This is a genomic window from Mycobacterium sp. 236(2023), assembly GCF_029623955.1.
Classification (GTDB): Bacteria; Actinomycetota; Actinomycetes; order Mycobacteriales; family Mycobacteriaceae; genus Mycobacterium.
Genome location: NZ_JARSBP010000004.1, coordinates 713,868 through 739,432, shown reverse-complemented (window position 1 = coordinate 739,432; position 25,565 = coordinate 713,868). Strand labels below are relative to the sequence as shown.

The following is a 25,565-nucleotide window of genomic DNA, read 5'->3' as shown; positions in this document are numbered from 1 at the left end:
ACATTCAGCAACCCCTCCCCATGAACTGTTTCATCGCCAAACTTGCGTCGCCGTTGGCTCGTTGAGGCCGAGGTGTCAAGCTGACTTGGGGGAAAGTAGCACATGATCAGGCCATACTCTGAAGATTGCGAAAACGACACGAAGGAGGGCGCTCGCCCCTCAGAATTTGCTGCGGTGGGAGGACGCGAGATGCAGCAAGTCCGTCGCGCGAGCGCGTTCCGACCCGCCAGAATCAGCTGCGCGGTTTAACGGCGGCCTGCATGGCCTCACACAGCGCCGCGGCGCGGGGATCCGTAAAGATGTCCTCGAGGAGCATCTGCCTACCGTCCGGGCCGCCCAGGGGGACCCGCCAGTTCGGGTATTCGTCCGTCGTTCCCGGCTGATTCTGGGTGCGCTTCTCACCGACCGCGTCGGCCAGCGACAGAGACAGCAGACGTGAGGGAGTGCGGCCCAGATAGCGGTGCAGTGCCAGCACCACCCGATCAACGTCCTCGTCCCCGTCATCGAGCAGCCCGACGCGGCGAAGCTCGGCCATCCAGGATTCCTGATGCGCGCGATCACTGGCCAATTCCTCGGCCGCCGAACGGGTCAGCAGACCGAGTTCGTCGCGCAGGCGCACATGCTCGCCCGCCAGATACCCCGCCGTCGGCGGAAGATCGTGCGTCGTCACCGCCGACAGGCAATACTCGCGCCACCGCTGCGCAGGCAACGGTCCGTCTCCAGCCATCTCAAACCACAAGATCGACGTGCCGAACAGGCCACGGTCACGCAGATAGTCCCGAACCCACGGCTCGACCGTCCCGAGGTCTTCACCGACCACGACAGCCCCGGCGCGGTGCGCTTCCAGCGCGACGATCCCGATCATCGCCTCGTGGTCGTAACGCACATAGGTGCCGACGGTCGGCAGCGCGCCCTTCGGAATCCACCACAACCGGAACAGCCCGATGATGTGGTCGATGCGGACGCCGCCCGCATGCCGCAACACCGCGCTGACCAGTGCCCGGAACGGTTCATACGCGGCGTCGGCCAGCCTGTCCGGGCGCCACGGCGGCTGCGACCAGTCTTGTCCGAGCTGGTTGAACTCGTCCGGCGGTGCACCCGCGGTGACCCCGAGCGCCAGCACGTCCTGCAACGCCCAGGCGTCTGCCCCATCGGGATCCACGCCCACCGCGAGGTCGTGCATGATGCCGAGCTCCATGCCTGCCTGCACCGCCGAGTCCTGAGCAGCCGACAGCTGCTCGTCGACCAGCCACTGCAGCCAGCGGTGGAAGTCGACCTCCGAGGCGTGCGCCTCGACGAATGCGGCCACCGCATCGCTGTGCGGGTGCTGCAGTTCCTCCGGCCACTGATGCCAGTCCGCACCGTAGTTCTCGGCCAGCGCGCACCAGGTCGCGAAGTCATCCAGGCTGCGGCCTTCGCGTTCCCGGAATGCCTGGTAGGCGAGCTCGCGGCCCGCCGACAACTCGACCAGGTACAGCGTCTCCAACGCCGCGCGCTTGGCCTTCCACGCCGCGTCACGGTCGATCTGCTTCGCACGACTGGCCCTCGACTGCACCTGGGCCTGAGCCTTACGGATACGGCTGCGGTGCCTGACGTACGCGAACTCCGGAACCGCCTCGACTCGCAGATACAGCGGGTTGACGAACCGCCGCGAGGTCGGCAGGTACGGCGAGGGCTCCATCGGTGCGACAGGCGCGGCGGCGTGCAGAGGATTGGCGAGCACGAAACCCGCGCCGTGCCGGGCGGCCGACCACACCGCGAGATCGGTGAGGTCCGTCAAATCGCCTGTGCCCCATGATTTTCGCGAGCGAACACTGTAGAGCTGGGTGGCCAGACCCCACGTTCGCCCCGTCCGCAAAGGGGTCGAACGCTGCAGCGTGCTCGGCGACACGATCACCGTGGTGCTGACATCGGATGACCCGACCTGAAGATGGAGCCGGTGGTAGCCGATCGGCAGATCCGCGGGCAGCTCGAAGGTGGCCTCGCCGATCAGCCTGCCGTCGACTTCGAAAGGGGGCCTGTTGTTTTCGAGCTGCCGGACTCCGGTGCGGACGCTGCCGTCCTCGAGCCGCAACCACAGCCGGGCCGGGTCGCCGTGCGTGACGTGCACCCAGAACGGCGTCGTCGCGCCGGACCGTCCGACGATCGTCGGCGGCAGCGGGCGCACCCAGTAGTCGCGGTCGTGAGCGGCCAGCGCATCGGCGCGATCCTGCTCAGTCCCCGCGGCCACACCCAGCGCGTCGAGTACGGCGATCAGGGTCGATGGAGTCACCGGCACCTGGCCACCGGTCCAGTCCGTGTACTGGGTCGCCACCCCGTACCGCTGGGCCAGCTCGATCAGCGACGCGGACAGCTCGGTGTCATCGGACATGGCGCCAATCTTGCCCTGTGAAGAGCGTTTGCAAACGTCGAAGGTAGGGTCGCAGCTCATGGCGCCAGAACCGCTCGCCGGCGGCGAAGCGCGTATCCGCCGGGCCCGGTTCGCAGCCGCCGCGTTGTTCCTCACCAACGGCGCGCTCTTCGCCAACCTGCTGCCGCGCTTCCCGGAGATCAAGACCGACCTGGCGATGTCCAACGCCGTCTACGGCGCGGCCGTCGCCTCGTTCTCGGCGGGCGCACTGCTGGCCGGCCTCACCGCGGGAGCCTTGGTCCGGCGCTTCCACTCCGCTCGGGTCGCCGTCGTGACGACCGTGGCGCTGGCGTCGCTGATCGTGGTCGCAGCACTGGCCCCGACACCACTGGTGTTCGCAGCAGCGCTCCTTATGGCGGGCGCCTGCGACTCCGTCACCGACGTCGCCCAGAACGTCAACGGGCTGCGGCTGCAACGCAATTACGGACGTTCGATCATCAATTCCCTGCACGCGATCTGGGCGGTCGGTGCGATCATCGGCGGCCTGATGGGCGCGGCCGCCATTGCGCTGGACATTCCGCGCCCCATCCACCTCGGGTTCGCGGCCGTGGTCTTCTGCGCGGTCGTCTTCGCCGCCTATCCCTACCTGCTCCACGGACCCGACCACGACGACCATCCGTCCACCCACAACCAGGGCGAGGCTCCGGCCGGGGCAATGGTCTACCTGACGCTGCTCGCCCTGGTGGGGATCGCGGTGGCCGGTGCGACGGTCGAGGACGCGGGCAGTTCCTGGGCCACCTTGTATCTACGGGACACCCTCGACGCGCCCGGCGCGGTCGCAGTACTCGGCTACGTGGCCCTGGTCGGTTTCATGTTCGTCGGGCGGATGGTCGGGGACCGGCTGGTCGACCGGTTCGGCGACCGCGCGGTGGCACGAGCGGGGGGCGCGCTCACCGCCGCGGGCATGGGTGTCGCGCTGGCCTTCCCGACGGTTCCCGGCACGATCGCCGGATTCGCGGCCGCCGGCCTCGGCGTGGCGACGGTGGTGCCGGCGGCGATGCGGGCCGCCGACGAGCTTCCCGGCCTGCGTCCGGGGACCGGTCTGACGATCCTGACGTGGTTGATGCGGGTCGGGTTCCTGGGGGCGCCGCTGATCGTCGGCGTGGTCGCCGACGCGAACGGCCTCCGGGTGGGCCTCCTGACCGTGCCCGCCGCGGGCATTGCGCTGATCCTGCTGGCCGGCGCGCTCGGATCTCGACGGCACTAGCCCCTGGTACACTGGCGTACCGATCAACCTGAGGAGGTCGGCATGACCACGGAGGCCACAACGCGCAGTTCGGCAGGTGGCAGGCCTGTCGTCGAGACGACGAGTGGGCCGGTGCGTGGTGTCGACGACGGAATCGTCAAAGCCTGGAAGGGCGTCCGTTACGCCGCCGCCCCGGTGGGGGAGCTGCGGTGGCGCGCCCCGGAACCGCCGGTGGCGTGGACCCAACCGCTGGAAGCCGGCCACGTCGGACCCGTGTGCCCCCAGCCCACCGACCCCAAGATCCCGCTCGATCTGGGCGCGCCGCAGGGCGAGGACTTCCTCACGGTGAACGTGTGGGCCCCCTCGGGAACCCAGCCCGGTGACCGCAAGCCCGTGATGGTGTGGGTGCACGGTGGCGCCTACGTCCTGGGCTCGGGCAGCCAGCCTCTCTATCACGGACGCACGCTGTCCTCGGCCGGCGACGTCGTCGTCGTCAACGTCAACTACCGGCTCGGCGCCCTCGGGTTCCTCGAGCTGTCCACGCTCGGCGACGACTCCGGACGCTTCGCGACGAACGTCGGCATCCGCGACGTCCTCGCCGCGTTGCGCTGGGTTCGCGACAACATCGCGGCCTTCGGCGGCGACCCGACCAAGGTGACGCTGTTCGGCGAATCGGCGGGCGGCGGCATCGTCACCGCACTGCTCGGCAGTCCCGACGCGGCCGGCCTGTTCGGCGCAGCGATCGCCCAGAGTTCGCCTGCGACATCGACCTACGACCTCGGCCGGGCACGGCGCGTGGCGACGCGGTTCCTCGAGGTCCTCGGCGTCGGGCACGACGAGCTGTCCCGAATGCACGACGCGCCGATCGGCACGTTGGTCGAAGCGTCGCGCACCCTGTTCAACGAAGTGCCGGTGAGCACCCCAGGCACGCTGGCGTTCGCGCCGACCGTCGACGGCGACCTGCTGCCCGACTACCCGGTCAACCTGGCCCGCAACGGCAAGACCCACCCGGTGCCGCTCATCATCGGCACCAACAAGAACGAGGCCGCGCTCTTCCGGTACATGAAGTCGCCGCTGATGCCGATCGCTCCGGAGTCCATCAAGGCGATGTTCGCCGAGATCGCCGCCGAACAGCCGAGCCTGCAGTTGCCCAGCGAAGACGAACTCAGAGGCACCTACCGCGGCCGGGGCAAGGGCAAAGGACTCGGGCTCACCAGCGATCTCGGCTTCCGCATGCCGTCGATCTGGTTCGCCGACGGCCACCGGCAGGTCGCGCCCGTGTACCTGTACCGATTCGACTTCGCGACCCCGCTGCTGCGCGCCGTGCGTCTGCACGCCGCCCACGCCACCGAACTGCCCTTCGTGTGGGGCAACCTCGGGTCCGGGCGCAAGGATCCGACGTTCGCGCTCGGCGGACGCAAAGCAGGCACCGCCGTCTCGAAACGGATGCAGACGCGGTGGGTGAACTTCGCCCGCCACGGCGAACCGTCCGGCCCAGCAGGGGAGCCGCAGTGGCGGCCCTACGGCGCCGACGACAGGCCGACGCTGGTCATCGACAAGCAGGACTCGGTGGTCGACGACCTCGACGCCGACGTGCGCCGTGCCTGGGGCGATGACGTCCTGAGCTTCCTGTAGCGCCGTACACTCACCTCGGAGGTGCTCGACGTGGAGTTCCTGGATTTTCTTCCGCCGCAGATGCGCGATCCCGTGCTCTTCGCGATCCCGTTCTTCCTGCTGCTGCTCGTCGTGGAATGGACCGCCGCGCGCAAACTCGAAGAACTCGAGGAGGACGGTAGCCCGCCCAGCGGTGCCTATCACGCGCGTGATTCACGCGCCAGCATCTCGATGGGCCTGGTCTCGGTCGCCACCATGGGTGCGTGGAAGTTCTTGGCGCTGTTGGGTTATGCCGCGATCTTCGCCTATGTCGCGCCGTGGCAGCTGTCGGCCTCCCAGTGGTACACGTGGGTCATCGCGATCCTCGGCGTCGACCTGCTGTTCTACGCCTATCACCGCACGGCACACCGGGTTCGGCTGATCTGGGCCACGCACCAGGCTCATCACTCCAGCCAGTATTTCAACTTCGCGACGGCGCTGCGCCAGAAGTGGAACAACAGCGGCGAGATCTTGATGTGGATTCCGTTGCCGCTGTTGGGCGTTCCGCCGTGGATGGTCTTCTTCAGCTTTTCGCTGAACCTGATCTACCAATTCTGGATTCACACCGAACGGATCGGAAAGCTTTGGCGGCCTTTTGAATTCGTGTTCAACACCCCGTCGCACCACCGCGTGCACCACGGAATGGATCGGTTGTATCTGGACAAGAACTACGGCGGAATCCTCATCATCTGGGATCGGATCTTCGGCAGCTTCCAGGACGAGGAGTTCCGGCCCCACTACGGGCTGACGAAGCCGGTGAACACCTTCAACATCTGGAAGCTGCAGACGCGCGAGTACGCGGCCCATCGGCCGGGACGTGCGCGCCGCGCGGGGACTGCGCGCCAAACTCGGCTACATCTTCGGCCCGCCCGGTTGGGAACCTGCAAGTGCGTAGTGTTCGGCATGTGGAGACCGTCTTCGATGCCCATGTCGACCCCGCTCTGATCGACCGTTCGCTCGCCGAGACCACGCTGGGCTCGATGTGGCTGGACATCCCTCGTCCAGAATTCCCGGCCACCTCCGGACCCGTCACCTGCGACCTGCTCGTGATCGGCGGCGGCTACACCGGATTGTGGAGCGCCCTGCACGCAGCGCGTCGTCACCCCGACCGCAAGATCGTGCTCATCGAGGCCGACCGCATCGGCTGGGCCGCGTCGGGACGCAACGGCGGATTCGTCGACGCGAGCCTCACCCACGGCTTCGAGAACGGAAAAACCCGCTGGCCCAACGAAATCGACACGCTTGAGGCTATGGGTGTCGAGAACCTCGACGGCATGCAGGCCGAGATCGCCGAGCTGGGCCTCGACGTCGAGTGGGAACGCACCGGCATGCTCGGTGTCGCCACCGAGCCCCACCAGGTCGAGTGGCTGGCGGAGGCGGCCGCCGACGGACACGGCGAGTTCCTCGGCCGCGAGCAGATCCGCGAGCAGGTGAAGTCGCCGACATATCTCGCCGGGCTCTTCAGCGCCGACTCCTGCGCGATCGTCAACCCTGCGAAGCTGGCGCTCGAGCTCGCGCGGGCCTGCGCCGAAGCGGGCGTCGAGATCCACGAACACACCACCGCGTCGCGCCTCGAATCCGGCGGCGCGGCACTGCGGGTGTACACCGACGGACGGCCGATCCTCGCCCGTCAGGTGGTGCTGGCGACCAATGTGTTCCCGAGCCTGCTGAAGCGCAACCGGCTCTACACGGTGCCCGTCTACGACTACGTGCTGGCCACCGAACCGCTGACCGACGAACAACTCGGCCGGATCGGCTGGCAGGGCAGGCAGGGAATCGGCGACTCCGCCAACCAGTTCCACTACTACCGCCTGAGCAAGGACAACAGGATCGTGTGGGGCGGTTACGACGCCGTCTACCACTTCGGCCGCCGCGTCAACTCTGCCTATGAAGACCGGCAGGAGACGTACCGGAGGTTGGCCGCGCACTTCTTCGTCACCTTCCCGCAGCTCGACGACGTCCGGTTCACCCACCGGTGGGCCGGCGCCATCGACACCAACACCCGGTTCTGTGCGCACTGGGGATTGGCCCGCGAAGGGCGGGTGGCCTACGTCAACGGCTTCACCGGGCTCGGGGTGGGCGCGGCCAGGTTCGCCGCCGACGTCTGTCTCGACCTTCTCGACGGAACGCCGACGCCGCGCACGCAGCTGGAGATGGTGCGAAACAAGCCGTTACCGTTCCCACCCGAACCGCTGGCCAGCGTCGGAATTCAGGCCACCCGATGGTCGCTGGACCGTGCCGACCACTCCGCTGGCCGGCGCAATCTGCTGCTGCGCGCCCTCGACGCGGCGGGTCTCGGTTTCGACTCCTGATGTAACGCGTCGTTATGCAACCGCGATGACTCGGTTACACCACCAGCATCAACGGGTATTGGTGGATCGGGTCATCACGGGGTCGGAGGCGCTGTGTCTGTTTTCGCGTTCATGCAGTCGCCGCGGCGGAAGCTGGTCGGGCTCGTCGCGCCGCTGCTCCTCGTCGCCCTGCAGTCGCCCGTTGCCCAGGCTCAGCCGGGCGCTCTCGTATACCCCGGCATGGAAATCCATCAGGACACCGTGTTGTGCACGCTCGGTTACGTCAATCCGCAGACCCGGATCGCCTACACCGCGGGACACTGCCGAGCGTCGGGCTCGGTCTCGGACAAGTTCGGCGCGCCGATCGGCGTCCAGGGCAGCTTCCGGGACAACACCCCCAATGGCATGACCGTCGACACCAACCACCAGATCACCGACTGGGAAGTCATCCACCTCAACTCGAACGTGGCCGTCAACAATGTGCTGCCCGGCGGCAAGGTGCTGGTGACCGATCCCGGCGTGGTTCCCATGCAGGGGATGCCGGTGTGCCACTTCGGCGTCGTGACCGGTGAGAGCTGCGGGACCATCGAATCGGTCAACAACGGCTGGTTCACGATGACCAACGGCGTGGTGAGCAAAAAGGGTGACTCGGGCGGACCGGTCTACACACCGCTTCCCGACGGCCGCACCGCGCTCATCGGTCTGTTCAACAGCACGTGGGGCACGTTGCCCGCCGCCGTCTCGTGGCAGGCCGTCAGCCAGCAGTCCGCGGCGGACACGATCTCCGCGGCGTCGGCTGTCGCCACCCCCGCGGTGCCCTAACCGACAAGCTCGAAGACCGGGATCGACGGCGCCACCCGGCGCATCTCGACCCGGCTCGAGTCCGGCGTCAACCCGCCGATGTGGCCCTTCAACTGCCAGAACCACCGCTCCAGATACGGCTTGAGAAGCTCGGGCTTCGCGTCGTCGGACACTTCGACGATCGCGTGACTGCGGGATCGCCGCCGCGGGCCCATCTCGACTTCTCCGGCGGCTCTGGCGTTGCGCACCCACTGCGTGTTGCCGCGGGGCGAGATCAGATAGCGTCGCCCGTCGACGGTCAACGGATTGACGACGACGCCGCGCAACTCGCCCGACGTCCGGCCGCGGACCCTGATCGCGGTGCTGCCCTGGATGCTGATGCCGATTTCGGCGAGCCGCCGGACGGCCTCGTTGAAGACGCGCACCCCGAATCCGGGCACGTCGTAGCGCTCAGACATGGTTTCCTCCTTCGAAAGACTTGAGAGAGCAGTGCTCTCTTTTTCCCAGGCTGCCACGCCACGCTCTCTAAATCAAGAGCAGTGATCTCTTTTCTGTCAGACTGACCCCGTGGGCAAGAGGCAGGAAACACGCGACCGCATCGAACGCGAGATCATCGAGGTCGGGCGGCGGCATCTGATCACCGAAGGCGCGGCGGGCCTGTCATTGCGCGCCGTCGCCCGCGATCTCGGCATGGTGTCCTCGGCCGTCTACCGCTACGTCGCCAGCCGGGATGAGCTGCTGACACTGCTGGTCGTCGATGCCTACACCGAACTGGCCGAATCAGCCGAAGCCGCCCGCGACGACGCAGCGGGGGACTGGAAGCAACAGCTGGCCGCGATGGCGCGCGCGGTCCGGTCCTGGGCGGTCCAGCGGCCTGCCAGCTGGGCGCTGCTCTACGGAAGCCCCGTTCCCGGGTACCACGCACCACGGGACACGACCGTCGGACCCGGGACCCGGGTCGTCGGTGCGCTGTTCACCATCATCGCCGAGGGAATCGCCGCGGGCGACATCCGCACGTCGGACGTCTCTGCGCCGCAAGAACTCTCGACAGACTACGACGGCCTGCGCGAGGAGTTCGGCTTCGACGCCGACGACGCCGTCGTCGGGAAGTGCCTTGCGCTGTGGGCGGCGCTGGTGGGCGCGATCGGCCTCGAGGTGTTCGGCCACTACGGACCCGGCACATTCACCGAGCCGGCGCAGGTGTTCGATGTTCAGCTAGCGCTGATGACGGGGCTGTTCAGCCAATGAATTAGAACACGTTCTAGCTTGTCGGGGCGGTGGGCGATATTCTCGACTCGATGCATGACCAGACACCTGTCCAGATTGCCTGGGTGACCGGAGACCTCACCGCCACCGAAACGGCGCTGACCACCCTGATGGGCGCCAAGAAGTGGGTCCGCATGCCGGGCGTGCACTTCAGCCCCGATACGTGCACCTACCGCGGCCAACCCGCCGACTTCGTCGCCGACATCTCGCTGAGCTACGCCGGCGACACTCAACTGGAGCTCATCGCGCCGGTCAGCGGCACGAGCATCTACACCGAGTTCCTCGACCGGTCCGGAGCGGGACTGCACCACGTCTGCATGGCCGCACCGGACCCGCAGAGCTACGACGCCACGCTCGCCGACGCCGAAGCCGCCGGAAACCCCGTCGTCATGGCCGGCACCATGCCCGGAGGCATGCGGTTCGCCTACGTGTCCGCCGAACGCGCGGGCGTGCCCTACCTCGAATTCGCTGACATACCACCAGAGATCCACGCCTTCTTCAGCCATATCAAAGAGGAGCAGAAGTGACCATCCAGCACATCCCGGAGACGGTGCGCGCCGACGACGTCACCGACTGGTCGGACGAGGCCGACGTCGTCGTCCTCGGGTTCGGTATCGCGGGCGGCTGCGCGGCCGTCAGTGCTGCCGCTGCCGGTGCCCGCGTCCTGGTGCTCGAAAAGGCCGCCGCCGCAGGCGGAACGACGTCCATGGCGGGCGGCCACTTCTATCTCGGCGGCGGCACCGCGGTCCAGCAGGCCACCGGCCACGAGGACACCGCCGAGGAGATGTACAAGTACCTGGTCACGCAGTCGCGCAACCCCGAACACGACAAGATCCGCGCCTACTGCGACGACAGCGTCGAGCACTTCGATTGGCTTGAGGCGCTGGGCTTCCAGTTCGAGCGCAGCTATTACCCGGGCAAGGTCGTCGTGCCGCCGGGCACCGAAGGCCTGTCCTACACCGGCAACGAGAAAGTCTGGCCGTTCTTTGAGCAGGCCAAGCCCGCGCCGCGCGGCCACTCCGTCCCGGTTCCCGGCGAACTCGGCGGCGCCTCCATGGTGATCGAACTCCTGGTCAAGCGCGCCGCCGACCTCGGCGTGCAGATCCGCTATGAAACAGGAGCGACGGGCCTCATCCTGGACGACAGCGGCGCCGTCGTCGGCGTGCGGTGGAAGCACTTCACCGAAACCGGTGACGTCAAGGCCAAATCGGTGATCATCGCCGCCGGTGGATTCGCGATGAACCGCGAGATGGTCGCCGAATACACGCCCGCCCTCGGAGCAGAGCGCAAGACGAAGAGCCACGGCACGGTCGCGCCCTACATTCTGGGCAACCCGCACGACGACGGGCTCGGCATCCGTCTCGGCATCTCGGCAGGCGGAGGCGTCGACAACCTCGACCAGCTGTTCATCACCGCCGCGGCGTACCCACCCGAGATCCTGCTCACCGGAGTCATCGTCAACAAGGACGGGCAACGGTTCGTCGCCGAAGACTCCTACCACGCCCGCACATCCGCGTTCGTCCTCGAACAACCTGAGCAGACGGCCTATCTCATCGTCGACGAGGCGCACATGCAGATGCCCGAGATGCCGCTCATCAAGTTCATCGACGGCTGGGAAACCATCGCGGAAGTCGAAGCGGCGCTGGGCATCCCGGCGGGCAACCTCGCCGCGACGCTGGAGCGCTACAACGCCAACGCCGCGGACGGCTCAGACCCGGACTTCCACAAGCAACCGGAATACGTTGCGGCACAAGACACCGGGCCGTACGCGGCGTTCGACCTGTCACTGGGGCGGGCGATGTACTCCGGCTTCACGATGGGCGGGCTGACGGTGTCGATCGACGGGGAGGTGCTCCGCGAGGACGGCACCGCCGTTGCGGGCCTCTATGCGGCAGGCGCCTGCGCGTGCAACATCGCCCAGGACGGCAAGGGCTACGCCAGCGGCACCCAGCTCGGCGAGGGCTCCTACTTCGGCAGGCGGGCAGGGGAGCACGCCGCGCGGCGTTAGGGCGCGTCGGCTCCCCGCACGCCGAAGCGCCATTCACCGCCGCCGAGCAGTGCGAGCTCCAGGTCGCAATGGCTGATCACGGTGCCGCGATGGGCCACGCTGACCAAGATGGCTTCCGGTAGATCCTCGCGGACCATCCGGTAGAGCATCGTCTCCAGCCCGACGTCGAGCGCCGAGGTCGCCTCGTCGAGGAACGCCGCCTTCGGCTTCGTCAGCAGCACCCGGGCGAACGCCACGCGCTGCTGCTCGCCAGGCGAGAGCACCTTGGCCCAGTCCTGCTCTTCGTCCAGCCGCTCCGCAAGATGGGGTAGCGCGACCTTGTTCAGCATCGTGACCAGTTCGGCGTCGGGGATGTCGCCCGACTGCCGCGGATAGGACAACACGGCGCGCAGATCGCCGAGCGGCACGTACGGCATCTGGGACAGGAACATCGTCTCGTTCGGTCCGGCCGGGCAGCGCAGCGTGCCGGTCGTGAACGGCCACAACTGAGCAAGGCTGCGCAGCAACGTCGTCTTGCCGGTACCCGAAACGCCGGTGACGGCGAGGGTGTCGCCGGCCTGCAGCTGCAAATCGACGGGATTGATCAGCAGGGTGCCGTCGGGCTTGCGGACCTCGACGTCGTCGAGTTCGATGCCGCCCGTGCTCGGCGCCACGGTCAGCGTAGGAAGCTCGCGGCCCTCGTCGTTGGCGACGACCAGGCCGTGCAGACGGATGATCGCCGCGCGGTAGCCGGCGAAGTTGTCGTACGCATTTCGGAAGAACGAGAGGCCGGTCAGGATTTCGCGGAACGCCGCAGCCGTCTGCGACAGCTGCCCGAGGGTGATCTCGCCGCTGTAGAAGCGGTTGAACTGCACGATGTAGGGGATCAGCTCCTGGGCCTGGGTGATCGAGATGTTCCAGCCGAAGAAGCCCGTCATCCTGTTGACGTACTTCTTGTAGTTGGTGACCACCGGTGCGAACCGGCGCCGCAGCCCGGACCGCTCCGCCAGCTCTCCGCGATAGAACGCGACTGCCTCGGAGGCGTCACGCAAACGCACCAGCGCGTAACGGAACGCGGCGTTGTACCTCTCGTTGTTGAACGACAGCCGGATGATCGGACGGCCGATCCAGAACGCGATGATCGTCGCGAACACGACGTAGACGATGCCGATGATGAACATCGCCTTCGGCAGCGTGAAGCCGACGACCGGCAGAGTCACCGGACCCGAGAGGTCCCACAGGATCGTCGTGAAGGAAATCATCGCCGCGATCGACGACACCGCACCGAACAGCAGCGTCGACGTCGACGTGTTGCCCGGCGTGTTCGGCTGCGAACTCACACCTGTGGTGAAGATGTCGATGTCGGCCTGGATGCGCTGGTCCGGGTTGTCGATCGTGTCGTCGATGAATCGTGCTCGGTAGAACGCTTTCCCGTCGAGCCAGTTGCCGGTGAGCTCCTCCGTCAGCCAGGCGCGCCACCGCAGCATGAATCGCTGCGCCAGATACAGGTCGAGCATCACCTGGGCGATGTTCGCCACGGCGAGAACACCGAAGATCCACAACGACATCCAGAAGCCGTCGCCGCCCGACTGCCGGACCGCGTCGTCGCCGCTGAGCAGTCCGCCCGCGACCACCTGGAAGCTGGTCGACATGTCGCTGCCCTGATAGGTGAACAGCACCGAGAGCCGAACACCGATCATCACCGACAGCAGGAGCCCGGCCAGCCACGCCCACACGATCACGCTGTCGCGGCCGACGAAGTAGCCGCGGGTAACCCGCCAGAACTGCCTGCCCCAGACGGTGAACCTGGCGATCAGGACAAGGACCAAGAGGGTGGCGATCGCCGCGATCACCCAGGCCTTGCCGATCCAGATCAGCGACGTGACGAGCTCATTGCCCCAGTCCAGGGTCGGTGTGAACTTATCCACCCGGGCAACGTACCCCTCGAGCCCGTCGGCGGCGTGCCGTAGGGGCTAGCCCGGGGCGTCGAGTCGTTCCAGGCGCCACTGCCCGCCGCCGACCAGCTCCAGCCTGCTGGTGTGGAAGGGCTGCACCGACGGACGGTGGCTCACGCTGACGACGATGGTGTCGGGCAACTCGGTCCGAAGCAGCTCATAGAGCATCTGCTCCAGACCCTCGTCCATCGCCGAGGTCGACTCGTCGAGGAACACGGTCTTGGGTCTGCTCACCAGGATTCGCGCGAACGCGACGCGTTGCTGCTCGCCGACCGAGAGCACCTTCGACCAGTCCTGGTCATCGTTGATGCGGATCACCAGATGGGACAACGCCACATCGAGCAGGGCCTTCTGAATCGCCTTGTCGTCGAACGTGCCGGACGGCTGCGGGTAGGACACGACCGACCGCAGGTCCCCGACGGGGAAATACGGCAACTGTGGCACGAACATCGCCTCGTCGCGACCGTCGGGCAGCAGCACCCGACCGGTGGCGAACGGCCACATCCCCGCAAGGCTCTGCACCAGAACCGATTTCCCGATGCCCGACGGTCCGGTGATCACGAGGCCCTCACCGGTTTCCAGTGCCAGGTCCAGCGTGTGCACCAACGGGGAACCGTCCGGCTTGCGCACCTCGACACCTTCCACTGAGAACGCGCCGTTCGCCGACTGGGTCGTCCGCACCGCGCTGAAAACCCCGGCGCGCGTGTTCTGGTCGGCCAGGCCGTCGAGCCTGATGATGGCGGCGCGGTAACTCGCGAACTGGTCGTAGGCGTTGCGAAAGAACGACAGCGAGTCGTGAATCGCGCCGAATGCGTTGGAGGACTGCCACACATCGCCGAAGGTGATCCGCTGGGCGAACAGCCCCTGCGCCTGCACCAGCCACGGCAGCGGATTGATGGTCTGGCTCACCGAGACGTTCCAGCCGAAGTACAGCATCATCCGGTTGAGCCAGCCGCGGTAGTTGTCCATCACCGAGTCGAGCCGCTGGCGCAGCGCCGAGCGTTCAGCGGCCTCGCCGCGGTAGAGGCCGATCGCTGCTCCCGCGTCGCGGACACGGACCAGCGCGTAGCGAAAGCCTGCATTGCGCAACTCGTTCAGATAGCTCAGCCGGATCAGCGGACGCCCGATGGCGAACGCGACGATCGTCGCGATCAACACGTACACGACGACGATCCAGAACAGCGCGCGCGGCAGCGTCAGCCCGCTGATGGTCACCGGTTCCGACAGCCGCCACAGGATCGGCCCGAACGACAGCACCGACAACACCGCCTCGACGGCGCCGAACAGCAGCGTGTTGCTCGAGTTGTAGATCGGGTTGTTGCCGAGCCCGCCGACACCGGTGGTGAACACGTCGACGTCCTGCTGGATGCGCTGGTCCGGGTTGTCGATCGGCCTGCCGGAGAACTGGGCCCGGTAGTAGGCCAGGTCGCCGAGCCAGTCGTCGATGAAGCGCCGGCTCAGCCAGACCCGCCACCGCATCATGAACCGTTGCGTCAGGTACATGTCGACCAGCACCCGGGCCACGAAACACACTGCCAGCACGGCGAACACCCGCATGGACGCCCAGAACCCGGCCATCCCGCTGGACATGCCACCCTGGAACGCCACCTGCAGCGACGTGAACAAGTCGTTGACGTAGTAGGTCAACAACACGTTGATGCGGACCGAGATGATCACCGACAGCAGCAGCACCGCGATCAGCGCCCACGCGGGCGCGCTGTGGCGGCCCCGGAAATAGTCGCCGGTGATGCGCCAGAACTGCCGGCCCCATTCGGTGAATCTGGCCAGCGCAGCCAAGACCAGCAGCAGGCACAGCGCTGTCAGCACGAACGTCGTCGCGACCCACTGAAGAGAGTGGAAGAACTCGCGACCCCAGTCGAGAGTCGGCTGGAACGTCTGAGTATCTACCGTCTCCACAGCCGGGCGACCTCCCCTCCGCGCGTTCCGAAGCTACCGCAGGTTGTCGCCCGCAGGAGCGAACTCGTCACGCAAATGTCCTGCCCAGAGCGTCAATTACGGCTTCTGTGCGCACGGAGCCACGCTGCACATGAGCCAGGTAACCGTCGGGGCGGACCAGGAACACCGACGGTCCGGTGGCGCCATACTCGCGCGCGAAGTCGCCGTCCGCATCCCTGACGACGGGCAGTACGGTCGCACCCGCGTCGGCTCCGGCGGCCACGACGAGGTAGACGTCGAGGCGGCCGTGTGCCGCCTCGACCGCCGCCGGGGCCACAGCGTCGAAGCCGTCGACCTGGCCGCCGTCGGTATAGAGCAGCAGCGTGTGATCGCGGGCGCCGAACAACGAGAACAACCGGATCGGGTCCGCCACCGCCGCGCGGGTCAGACCCCGCGCATCCGGCGCCCGCGTACCGGCACCGTCGGACACGATCGGACTCGCGGCATAGTCGATCAGCAGCTGCGCTTCCCTGCGCATGACATACGACGGGTCATTCGAATCGGCACCGATGCCTTCCCGGGCATTGCGCACGGTGCGCCCGACGACCTCCTCGCCGACCGGGCGCCGCTCGGCGTCATAACTGTCGAGCAGGCCGGGGGCAGCGACACCGGATACGGTCAGCGCCAGCTTCCACGCCAGGTTGTGCGCATCCTGGATGCCGGTGTTCATGCCCTGCGCCCCGGTCGGCGGGTGGATGTGCGCGGCGTCGCCCGCGACGAACACCCGGCCGGCGCCGTAGCGGTCGACGATGCGGTGGCTGATCCGGAACACCGACGACCACCGCAGATTGCGTGCCACGGTGGGCTCGGGGGAGAGGCGGTCGATGACGGCCTGAATATGGTGCAGCTCAGGCTTTTCCGTGCCCAAACCGTCGGGGACGAGCATCGACATCCGATAGCGACCCCGCCCCGAGAGCGGGATGCACACCAGGAGGTCGTCGGTTACGCCGTCGGTCTGGTGCATCGAGCGCACCCCGTAGCCGCGCGGCATCGACCAGTCGACCTCGACGTCGCCGAGCATGTACTGTTCCTCGAAGGCCGCGCCCGCGAACGTCAGGCCGAGGATCTTGCGCACGACGCTGTGGGCGCCGTCCGCCCCGATCAGATACGCCGCGCGCACCGTTTCCCCGCCCGACAGCGCCACCGTCACACCGTCGTCGTCCTGCGAGAAGCCGGTCACCGCGACACCGCGCTCGACGTGCACGCCGCGGAGCGACAATTCCTCGTCCAAGATGCGCTCGGTCTCGTACTGCGGAATGCAGAAGAACCCGAACGGCACGTCGGCGGGCAGGCTCAGATCGAGGCGGCCGACCTCGGTGCCGTTGACGTAGACGATCTGGCCGTTCATCTGCACGCCCGCATCGAGGACGCGGCGCAACACCCCCATGCCCTCGAAGATCTCCAGCGTGCGGGGTTGCACGCCAACGGCTTTCGCATACTGCGGCCGCTCGAGCAGGGGGTCGACGATACGGACGGCGACGCCGCGGCGGGCCAACTCGATCGCGGCGGTGAGCCCGATCGGTCCGGCTCCGGCGATGAGGACGTCCACTACCGCGCTGTCGGGGGTCACCAGGGGATTATGGTGCAGCCGCCGCGTACCGTGACCTTGTGGCACGCACCTCCTCGAAGACGTCCCCCAAACCGGCCAAGACGGGTCGGTTGTCCGGCCGGTTCTGGAAGCTGCTCGGCGCCAGCACCGACAAGGACCAGTCGCGGTCGATGGATCAGGTCACCAAAGCCGCGGACTTCGACGCCAAGGCCGCCGAACTCGACGACGAGCAGCTCAGCAAGGCCGCCAAGCTTCTGGAGCTCGAGGATCTGGCCGACGCCGCCGACGTGCCGCAGTTCCTGGCGATCGCCCGCGAAGCGGCCAAACGCACCACAGGGCTCACGCCGTTTGACGTCCAGTTGCAGGGAGCGCTGCGGATGCTGGCCGGCGACGTCGTCGAAATGGCCACCGGTGAAGGTAAGACGCTGTCCGGCGCGATCGCCGCGGCCGGATATGCGCTGGCAGGCCGCAACGTGCACGTCATCACCATCAACGACTACCTGGCCCGCCGCGACGCCGAGTGGATGGGTCCGCTGATCGAGGCGATGGGACTGACCGTCGGCTGGATCACCGCCGACTCCACCGCCGCCGAGCGCCGCGCCGCCTACGAATGCGACGTCACCTATGCGTCGGTCAACGAGATCGGCTTCGACGTGCTGCGCGACCAGCTCGTCACCGACGTCGCCGACCTCGTCTCCCCGAACCCGGACGTCGCGTTGATCGACGAGGCGGATTCCGTGCTCGTCGACGAGGCGCTCGTGCCGCTGGTGCTCGCGGGCACCAGCCACCGCGAAACGCCGCGCCTGGAGCTCGTCAAGCTCGTCGGCGAACTCGACGAGAACAACGATTACGACACCGATACCGACAGCCGCAACGTCCACCTGACGGAGGAGGGCGCTCGCAAGGTCGAGGCGGCCCTCGGCGGCATCGACCTGTACTCCGAGGAGCACGTCGCCACCACGCTGACCGAGATCAACGTCGCGCTGCACGCCTACGTGCTGCTGCAGCGCGACGTGCACTACATCGTCCGCGACGACGCTGTGCACCTCATCAACTCCTCGCGCGGCCGCATCGCCACGCTGCAGCGCTGGCCCGACGGCCTGCAGGCCGCCGTCGAAGCCAAGGAGGGCATCGAGACCACCGAGACGGGCGAAGTTCTCGACACCATCACCGTGCAGGCGCTGATCAACCGGTACCCGAAGGTCTGCGGCATGACCGGCACAGCGCTGGCCGCCGGCGAGCAGCTGCGCCAGTTCTACAAGCTCGGCGTCTCGCCGATCCCGCCGAACAAGCCGAACATCCGCGAGGACGAGACCGACCGCGTCTACGTCACCGTCGCCGCGAAGAACGACGCCGTCCTCGAGCACATCGCGGAGATCCACGAGACCGGGCAGCCGGTCCTGGTGGGCACGCGTGACGTCGCCGAATCCGAGGAGATCCACGAGAAGCTGGTCAAGAGGGGCATTCCCGCGGTCGTCCTGAACGCCAAGAACGACGCCGAGGAAGCCGCCGTCATCGCCGAGGCGGGCAAGCTCGGCGTGGTGACGGTGTCGACGCAGATGGCGGGCCGCGGCACCGATATCCGGCTGGGTGGGTCGGAAGAGGAGACCCACGATGAGGTGGCCGAGTTGGGCGGTCTGCACGTCATCGGCACGGGACGGCACAACACCGAACGTCTCGACAACCAGCTGCGCGGCCGCGCCGGACGTCAGGGCGATCCGGGCACGTCGGTGTTCTTCTCCAGCTGGGAAGACGACGTCGTCGTCTCCCACCTCGAGGACAGCAAGCTGCCGCTGGAGTGCGACGAGAACGGCAGGGTCGTCAGCCCGAAAGCGGCGACACTGCTCGAACACGCCCAGCGCGTCGCCGAGGGCAGGCTCCTCGACGTGCACGCGAACACCTGGCGGTACAACCAGCTGATCGCGCAGCAGCGCGCGATTCTTGTCGAACGCCGCGACACACTGCTGCGCACGACAACCGCCCGCGACGAACTGCGCGACCTGTCGCCGGAGCGCTACGAGGAAGTCAGCGAGCAACTGGGCGATGAGGCAGACGAGAAGCTGGAGAAGATCTGTCGGCTGATCATGCTGTACCACCTGGACCGCGCCTGGGCCGATCACCTGGCGTTCCTGTCCGACATCCGCGAGAGCATCCACCTGCGGGCGCTCGGGCGGCAGAATCCGCTCGACGAGTTCCACCGGATGGCGGTCGACGCGTTCGGCTCGCTGGCCGCCGACGCCATCGAGGCCGCACAGCAGACGTTCGACACCGCACCGTCCATCGAGGACGAGCCCGGCGTCGACCTGTCCAAACTGGCGCGCCCGACTTCGACGTGGACGTACATGGTCCACGACAATCCGCTGGCCGACGACACCCTGTCTGCGCTGAGCCTGCCCGGGGTGTTCCGCTAGGTTCTACGTTCATGGCAGGCGACCGCGTGCTCACCGTGCCCAATGCGCTGTCGGTGATCCGGCTCGTCCTGGTCCCGGTGTTCCTGTACCTGCTGCTGGTGGTGGACGCGACCGGGTGGGCCGTCGGCATCCTGATGTTCAGCGGCGCCTCCGACTGGGCTGACGGCAAGATCGCCCGGCTGTACGCCAACCAGTCGTCGCGGCTCGGCGAGCTGCTGGACCCGGCCGTCGACCGGATCTACATGGTGACCGTGCCGGTCGCTCTCGCCCTGGCCCACGTGATCCCGTGGTGGGTCGTGATCCTGCTGCTGGGCCGCGACGCGGTGCTGGCCGGCACACTGCCCCTGCTGCGCAGCCGCGGGCTGTCCGCGCTGCCCGTCACCTACATCGGCAAGGCCGCGACGTTCGCCCTGATGTCCGGACTGCCGCTGGTGCTGCTCGGCCAGTTCGACGGGCAGTGGAGCCGCGTCGTCCTGGCGATCGGCTGGGGCTTCCTGATCTGGGGCATGGCCATGTACCTGTGGTCGGGCGTGCTGTATCTGATCCAGGTAGCAATGGTCATGAGAACGATGCCCCGGGCGCGGGCATGAGCGGAGCTTGCGAGCGAATCGACAGCCTATGAGCTCGTTGGGTGGCTACGACTCGGCGGCCCGACGCGGCCCGGACGCACCCGACGCGCCGATCCGCATCCCGGTGCCGTCGCTGCTGCGGTCCCTGCTGTCCGACCACCTCGATCCCAGCTATGCGGCTGCCGCGCAGGCGAACCGGCCTCGTAGCCGGACGTCCGACGCGCTCTGGCAGGTTCTGGCCGCCGTCGTGGTCACGGCGGTGTTCGCGCTGGCATGGGCCCAGGCGCAGGAAACCGCGCCCGGAGTGAAGGAGTCCCAGCAAGTGCTGGCGGGAAGCGTGCGCACGGCACAGACGGCGACCGACGCTGCCGCCGTCCGCCGCAACGGCCTGACGGCGGACGTGGACGCCGCACGCCGAAGCCGACTGGAAGGCGACGCGACCGGCCGTCAGCTGCTGACCGAACTCGACGACGCGAACTTCAACGCCGCCGCCACCCCGGTGATCGGCCCCGGGCTGACCGTCACGGTCACCGATCCCGGCATGTCGCGCGACCTCACCGATGTCTCCAAGGAGCGCGTCGAAGGCAGCCAGCAGGTGATCCTGGACCGCGACCTGCAGCTCGTCGTGAACTCGCTGTGGGCCAGCGGAGCGGAGGCGATCTCGGTCGGCGGGGTGCGCATCGGCCCCAATGTCACGGTCCGGCAGGCCGGCGGCGGCATCCTCGTCGACAACCAGCCGATATCGAGTCCGTATGCCATTGTCGCCGTGGGCCCGCCGAACGCGCTGGCCGACAACTTCAACCGCAGCGCCGGGCTACAGCGTCTGCGTCTGCTGGAGGCGTCCTACGGTGTCGGGGTGAACGTGTCCGCGGGCGACGGTCTGGCGCTGCCCGCCGGATCGATCCGAGAAGTCATCTTCGCCAAGCAGATCGGGCCCAATTGATGGGGATCACCACTTGATAGGAATTGTCGCGCTCGTCGTCGGGATCGTGCTCGGGGTGGTCTTCCACCCCAGCGTCCCCGAGTTCATCCAGCCGTATCTGCCGATCGCGGTGGTGGCGGCGCTCGACGCGGTGTTCGGCGGACTGCGGGCCTATCTGGAGAGGATCTTCGACTCCAAGGTGTTCGTCGTGTCGTTCGTGTTCAACGTGCTCGTCGCGGCGCTGATCGTGTACGTGGGCGACCAGCTCGGTGTCGGTACCCAGCTGTCCACGGCGATCATCGTCGTCCTGGGCATCCGCATCTTCGGCAACGCCGCCGCACTTCGGCGCAGGCTCTTCGGGGCCTGATCGTGAACGAAGAGCACCACGGCCGCCACGAACTGCCGCCCGACGACGCGGCCGCCGCACCTCGGCGCACGCGGTCGCAGGCCGTGTTCGGGGTGCTCGCCGTGCTGCTGTGTCTGCTGCTCGGCGTCGCGATCGCCACCCAGGTCCGGCAGACCGATTCCGGTGACTCGCTGGATTCGGCGCGCCCGGCCGACCTTCTCGTGCTGCTGGATTCGCTGCAACAACGCGAGGCCGCGCTCAACACCGAGGTCGCCGACCTGCAGCGCACACTCACGCAGCTGGAGGCGTCCGGGAGCAGCGATCAGGCCGCGATCGAGAACGTCAGGGCCCGGCTGGCGGCGTTGTCGATCCTGATCGGCACCGTTGCGGCGACCGGCCCGGGGGTGACGCTGACGATCGCCGACCCGGCGCAGGGTGTGGCGGCCGAGCCGATGCTCGACGTGATCAACGAGTTGCGGGCGGCGGGCGCGGAGGCGATGGAGATCCGCGGCGAACAGGGCGGGCAGCAGTTGTCCGTCCGGATCGGCGTCGACACCTGGGTCACCGGAAGTCCCGGCGCGCTGATCGTCGATTCGACGACACTCGGGCCCGTGTATTCGGTTCTCGCCATTGGGGATCCGCCCACGCTGGCGGCGGCCATGAACATCCCCGGCGGGGCGATGGACAGCATCGAACGCGTGGGCGGCACGATGGTGATACAACAGTCCGACCGGGTCGACGTCACCGCCTTGCGGCAACCGAAACCGCGCCAATACGCTCAGCCCGTCAAATAGTTGGCCCAGCTCGACATACAGATTGAGGAGCGCCGTGAGCGAGATCCCCGCCGAACTGTCCTTCACCGCCGAACACGAGTGGGTGCAGCGGACCGGCGACGACACGGTGCGCGTCGGCATCACCGACTATGCGCAGTCGGCGCTGGGCGACGTGGTGTTCGTCCAGCTGCCCGACGTCGACTCCGAGGTGTCGAGCGGCGAATCGTTCGGCGAGGTGGAGTCGACGAAGTCGGTGTCCGACCTCTATGCGCCGGTCACGGCGAAAGTCGTTGCGGTCAACGGTGAATTGGAGAGCAATCCCCAGCTGGTGAACTCCGACCCGTACGGCGAGGGATGGCTCGTCGAGTTGCAGGCCGACAGCGAGTCGCTGACCGCGGCGCTGGGCTCGTTGCTCGACGCGGAGGGCTACCGCGCCCACGTCGCGGACTGACGTGTTGTTAGGGTCGTCTCGACAGACCGGAACGCAACGAGCGGATCCGGCAGTGGTGGACACAGCGCGGTCGGATGCGCGGTACGGTCGACACCAGCGGCGTGACGGCTGGAGCCCGACCGCATATCGCCACAGCAGCCAGTGAGGAGCAGCGGGTGACGGACAAGGACTTCAACTCTGGGGCCGACTCGGACGAAGTCACCGTGGAGACCACATCGGTCTTCCGCGCCGACTTCCTCAACGAGCTCGACGCTCCGCCAGCCGCAAGCGGCGAAAGCGCGGTCTCGGGGGTGGAAGGTCTGCCGGTCGGATCGGCGCTGCTGGTCGTCAAGCGTGGCCCTAATGCCGGGTCTCGGTTCCTGCTCGACCAGCCGACGACGTCCGCCGGGCGCCACCCGGACAGCGACATCTTCCTCGACGACGTCACCGTCAGCCGCCGCCACGCGGAGTTCCGCCTGGAGAGCAGCGAGTTCCAGGTCGTCGACGTCGGCAGCCTCAACGGCACCTACGTCAACCGCGAACCGGTCGACTCGGCCGTGCTCGCCAACGGCGACGAGGTCCAGATCGGCAAGTTCCGTCTGGTCTTCCTGACCGGACCGAAAGGCGACGACGGCGCCACCGGTTAGACCGGCCCGTCCGCAACCGACATCACGAGCCCGCCGGACGCATCCATGACACAACCCGACACCCCCGCACTGACCGGGATGTCGATCGGGGTTGTGCTGGATCTGCTACGCGGCGACTTTCCCGACGTCACGATCTCCAAGATCCGTTTTCTGGAGGCCGAAGGGCTGGTCACCCCCGAACGCACCGCGTCGGGGTACCGGCGGTTCACGGCGTACGACTGCGCCCGGCTGCGGTTCATCCTGACCGCGCAGCGGGACCAGTACCTGCCGCTGAAGGTCATCAAGGCCCAGCTCGACGCGCAGCCCGATGGCGAGCTGCCACAGAGTGTTTCGTCATACGGGCCCCGGCTGGTCTCGGTGTCCCCGCAAGCTCCGGAGGAAGTGACCGCCTCCGCCGGGCCGACACAGGTGCGGCTGAGCAGGCACGACCTGCTGGAGCGTTCCGGTGTCGACGACGAGCTGTTGACCTCGCTCGTGAAAGCCGGCGTCATCACCCCGATCTTCAAGGGCGCCGGGACGGCGTTCTTCGACGAACACGCCGTGGTGATCGCGCAGTGCGCGCGAGCGCTGGCCGACTACGGCGTCGAACCGCGGCACCTGCGCGCCTTCCGCTCCGCCGCCGACCGCCAATCCGACCTGATCGCCCAGATCGCCGGGCCGGTGGTAAAGGGCGGCAAGGCCGGCGCCCGTGATCGCGCCGACGACCTGGCCCGTGAGGTGGCGGCGCTGGCGATCACGTTGCACACGTCATTGATCAAGTCGGCCGTACGCGACGTTCTGGATCGCTGAGGACTAGACTCGCTGGGACGGGTTCGTCGGCGTGCGGAGGGCAGGCACACATGGGTGAAGTTCGGGTGATCGGCATTCGAGTGGAGCCGCCCCAGAACCAGCCTGTCCTGCTGCTGCGGGAGTCCAACGGCGACCGCTATCTACCCATCTGGATCGGACAGTCCGAGGCTGCCGCCATCGCCCTCGAACAGCAGGGTGTCGAGCCGCTACGGCCGATGACGCACGACCTGTTCCGCGATGTCATTGCCGCCCTTGGCCATTCACTCAAAGAGGTGCGGATTGTCGACCTCCAGGAAGGCACTTTCTACGCCGACCTCGTCTTCGACCGCGACATCAAGGTGTCGGCCCGGCCTTCCGATTCTGTGGCGATCGCCCTGCGGGTGGGCGTCCCGATCTACGTCGAGGAGGCGGTGCTGGCGGAGGCCGGCCTGCTGATCCCCGACGAGGGTGACGAGGAATCGACCGGCGCCGTCCGCGAGGACGAGGTCGAAAAGTTTAAAGAGTTCCTCGACAGCGTGTCGCCGGACGATTTCAAGGCGACCTGACCTGCCACCTGGCGCTTGGTCACGGATGCGTCTCGTCGCGTTCGACACGCGGGGCGGGTTTTCATCAACACCGAATTGGGCAGCCATACTTGGTGCCGACGGGCAGTCACGGAACGCCCTCAAGCGTATGCTCGGACAAGGTTCGAGCAGGGCTTAAGCAGCCGATCGGCGAGAGGATTCGACCAGTGGGAGACACGCCACGCCAGGAGGAACTGGACTTGAGCACCCCGCAGGCGGACACCCTCCCGCGGGTCGCAGCCGAGCCGGTTCAGGCAGGCCTGTTCCCGGACGACTCGGTGCCCGACGAGCTCGTCGGCTACCGCGGACCGAGCGCCTGCCAGATCGCCGGCATCACCTACCGCCAGCTCGACTACTGGGCGCGTACCTCGCTCGTCGTGCCGTCGATCCGCGGCGCTGCCGGATCGGGCAGCCAGCGGCTGTACTCGTTCAAGGACATCCTTGTCCTCAAGATCGTCAAACGCCTGCTCGACACCGGGATCTCGCTGCACAACATCCGCGTCGCGGTGGACCATCTGCGGCAGCGCGGCGTCCAGGATCTGGCCAACATCACGCTGTTCTCTGACGGCACCACGGTGTACGAGTGCACCTCCGCCGAAGAGGTCGTCGACCTGCTGCAGGGCGGTCAGGGCGTGTTCGGTATCGCGGTCTCGGGTGCCATGCGTGAGCTCACCGGCGCCATCGCGGACTTCCCCGGCGAGCGTGCCGACGGCGGTGAGTCGATCTCGGCCCCCGAGGACGAGCTGGCCTCGCGACGCAAGCACCGCGACCGCAAGATCGGCTGAGCCCGGGGTCGGCGGGTAGACTCTCATCCGCATCGCCCTTGTGCGGGAGAGTTTCGTGACTGCCAGTCACGGACGCCGAAGGAGCAACACCTCTCCGTCAACCTCTCAGGCCCCAGGACCGCGCCAGGCCCCGATGCCTCTGGAAAGCGGTGCACGCACCCGCCCATGGGGAAAGGCTCACATCGCCGCGACGGCGTTCGGACCGAATCTCTCAGGCAGCCCGATCAGGGCCGACGACAGAGGGGGAGGAGCCGGTCTCGTCTGCGCCCCTGGAGA

22 protein-coding genes, 1 pseudogene and 1 riboswitch are annotated in these 25,565 nt (G+C 67.5%); of the genes and pseudogenes, 18 read left to right on the top strand and 5 right to left on the bottom strand.

Annotated features, from left to right (window positions below; all coding sequences use genetic code 11):
- Positions 1–232: 232 nt before the first annotated feature.
- The gene (malQ, locus tag P9A17_RS20245; RefSeq protein ID WP_278040482.1) at positions 233–2,371 is read right to left on the bottom strand and encodes a 4-alpha-glucanotransferase; all 2,139 of its coding nucleotides are present in this window, start codon (positions 2,369–2,371) and stop codon (positions 233–235) included.
- Positions 2,372–2,429: 58 nt separating this feature from the next.
- On the opposite strand from malQ, the gene P9A17_RS20240 reads away from it, so the two are divergent.
- The 5 genes and pseudogenes from P9A17_RS20240 (at position 2,430) to P9A17_RS20220 (ending at position 8,362) form a co-directional block, all read left to right on the top strand.
- On the top strand, positions 2,430–3,617 hold the full coding sequence (locus P9A17_RS20240; protein WP_278040481.1) for an MFS transporter: 1,188 nt from the start codon (positions 2,430–2,432) through the stop codon (positions 3,615–3,617).
- A 42-nt stretch (positions 3,618–3,659) separates the two neighbouring features.
- The gene (locus P9A17_RS20235) at positions 3,660–5,231 is read left to right on the top strand and encodes a carboxylesterase/lipase family protein (RefSeq protein WP_278040480.1); all 1,572 of its coding nucleotides are present in this window, start codon (positions 3,660–3,662) and stop codon (positions 5,229–5,231) included.
- 60 nt (positions 5,232–5,291) lie between these two features.
- Positions 5,292–6,144, top strand: a pseudogene (locus P9A17_RS20230) (sterol desaturase family protein).
- A 10-nt stretch (positions 6,145–6,154) separates the two neighbouring features.
- Positions 6,155–7,561, top strand: a complete 1,407-nt coding sequence (locus P9A17_RS20225) for an FAD-dependent oxidoreductase (protein ID WP_278040479.1) — start codon at positions 6,155–6,157, stop codon at positions 7,559–7,561.
- Between the two features lie 111 nt (positions 7,562–7,672).
- A complete protein-coding gene (locus P9A17_RS20220) occupies positions 7,673–8,362 on the top strand; it encodes a hypothetical protein (protein WP_278040599.1) in 690 nt (229 codons plus the stop codon).
- On the opposite strand, the gene P9A17_RS20215 is transcribed toward P9A17_RS20220, so the two are convergent.
- A complete protein-coding gene (locus P9A17_RS20215; RefSeq protein WP_278040478.1) occupies positions 8,359–8,799 on the bottom strand; it encodes a nitroreductase/quinone reductase family protein in 441 nt (146 codons plus the stop codon). The two genes, P9A17_RS20220 and P9A17_RS20215, sit on opposite strands and share 4 nt — an antisense overlap.
- A gap of 109 nt (positions 8,800–8,908) precedes the next feature.
- Here P9A17_RS20215 and P9A17_RS20210 point away from each other — a divergent pair, with 109 nt between their 5' ends.
- From P9A17_RS20210 to P9A17_RS20200, 3 genes are read left to right on the top strand one after another with little or no spacing between them, the layout of a single operon-like run.
- A complete protein-coding gene (locus P9A17_RS20210) occupies positions 8,909–9,589 on the top strand; it encodes a TetR/AcrR family transcriptional regulator (RefSeq protein ID WP_278040477.1) in 681 nt (226 codons plus the stop codon).
- A 50-nt stretch (positions 9,590–9,639) separates the two neighbouring features.
- Positions 9,640–10,134, top strand: a complete 495-nt coding sequence (locus P9A17_RS20205) for a VOC family protein (protein ID WP_278040476.1) — start codon at positions 9,640–9,642, stop codon at positions 10,132–10,134.
- On the top strand, positions 10,131–11,615 hold the full coding sequence (locus P9A17_RS20200) for an FAD-binding protein (protein WP_278040475.1): 1,485 nt from the start codon (positions 10,131–10,133) through the stop codon (positions 11,613–11,615). Before P9A17_RS20205 ends, P9A17_RS20200 begins: the two co-directional genes overlap by 4 nt.
- Here the strand turns inward: P9A17_RS20200 and P9A17_RS20195 are convergent.
- From P9A17_RS20195 to P9A17_RS20185, 3 genes are all read right to left on the bottom strand, one after another.
- On the bottom strand, positions 11,612–13,522 hold the full coding sequence (locus P9A17_RS20195) for an ABC transporter ATP-binding protein/permease (RefSeq protein WP_278040474.1): 1,911 nt from the start codon (positions 13,520–13,522) through the stop codon (positions 11,612–11,614). The genes P9A17_RS20200 and P9A17_RS20195 overlap by 4 nt on opposite strands.
- A 45-nt stretch (positions 13,523–13,567) precedes the next feature.
- Positions 13,568–15,466 (bottom strand): ABC transporter ATP-binding protein/permease, encoded by a 1,899-nt coding sequence (locus P9A17_RS20190; RefSeq protein ID WP_278040473.1) that lies wholly within the window; start codon positions 15,464–15,466, stop codon positions 13,568–13,570.
- Between the two features lie 67 nt (positions 15,467–15,533).
- Complete coding sequence (locus P9A17_RS20185; protein WP_278040598.1) at positions 15,534–17,078, bottom strand: FAD-dependent monooxygenase; 1,545 nt, start codon at positions 17,076–17,078, stop codon at positions 15,534–15,536.
- A gap of 35 nt (positions 17,079–17,113) precedes the next feature.
- On the opposite strand from P9A17_RS20185, the gene secA2 reads away from it, so the two are divergent.
- From secA2 to P9A17_RS20135, 10 genes are all read left to right on the top strand, one after another.
- Positions 17,114–19,465: an accessory Sec system translocase SecA2 gene (secA2, locus tag P9A17_RS20180; RefSeq protein ID WP_278040472.1), complete on the top strand. Its 2,352-nt coding sequence runs from the start codon at positions 17,114–17,116 to the stop codon at positions 19,463–19,465.
- 11 nt (positions 19,466–19,476) lie between these two features.
- Positions 19,477–20,055 carry a CDP-alcohol phosphatidyltransferase family protein gene (locus tag P9A17_RS20175; RefSeq protein ID WP_278040471.1) on the top strand — a complete coding sequence of 193 codons (579 nt, stop codon included), beginning with the start codon at positions 19,477–19,479 and terminating at the stop codon, positions 20,053–20,055.
- A gap of 28 nt (positions 20,056–20,083) precedes the next feature.
- The gene (locus P9A17_RS20170; RefSeq protein ID WP_278040470.1) at positions 20,084–20,977 is read left to right on the top strand and encodes a DUF881 domain-containing protein; all 894 of its coding nucleotides are present in this window, start codon (positions 20,084–20,086) and stop codon (positions 20,975–20,977) included.
- Positions 20,978–20,990: 13 nt separating this feature from the next.
- Entirely contained in the window at positions 20,991–21,323 is a 333-nt protein-coding gene (locus tag P9A17_RS20165) for a DUF1290 domain-containing protein (protein ID WP_278040469.1), read from the top strand.
- 2 nt (positions 21,324–21,325) lie between these two features.
- On the top strand, positions 21,326–22,096 hold the full coding sequence (locus P9A17_RS20160) for a DUF881 domain-containing protein (RefSeq protein WP_278040468.1): 771 nt from the start codon (positions 21,326–21,328) through the stop codon (positions 22,094–22,096).
- Between the two features lie 34 nt (positions 22,097–22,130).
- Positions 22,131–22,526: a glycine cleavage system protein GcvH gene (gene gcvH, locus P9A17_RS20155; RefSeq protein WP_278040467.1), complete on the top strand. Its 396-nt coding sequence runs from the start codon at positions 22,131–22,133 to the stop codon at positions 22,524–22,526.
- A gap of 155 nt (positions 22,527–22,681) precedes the next feature.
- On the top strand, positions 22,682–23,152 hold the full coding sequence (gene garA, locus P9A17_RS20150; protein ID WP_278040466.1) for a glycogen accumulation regulator GarA: 471 nt from the start codon (positions 22,682–22,684) through the stop codon (positions 23,150–23,152).
- Positions 23,153–23,197: 45 nt separating this feature from the next.
- Complete coding sequence (locus P9A17_RS20145) at positions 23,198–23,941, top strand: MerR family transcriptional regulator (RefSeq protein WP_278040465.1); 744 nt, start codon at positions 23,198–23,200, stop codon at positions 23,939–23,941.
- Between the two features lie 50 nt (positions 23,942–23,991).
- Positions 23,992–24,486 (top strand): bifunctional nuclease family protein, encoded by a 495-nt coding sequence (locus tag P9A17_RS20140; RefSeq protein ID WP_278040464.1) that lies wholly within the window; start codon positions 23,992–23,994, stop codon positions 24,484–24,486.
- A 185-nt stretch (positions 24,487–24,671) separates the two neighbouring features.
- Entirely contained in the window at positions 24,672–25,289 is a 618-nt protein-coding gene (locus tag P9A17_RS20135; protein ID WP_278040463.1) for a MerR family transcriptional regulator, read from the top strand.
- A 33-nt stretch (positions 25,290–25,322) separates the two neighbouring features.
- Positions 25,323–25,420, top strand: a riboswitch (glycine riboswitch).
- The last annotated feature ends 145 nt before the right edge of the window (positions 25,421–25,565 follow it).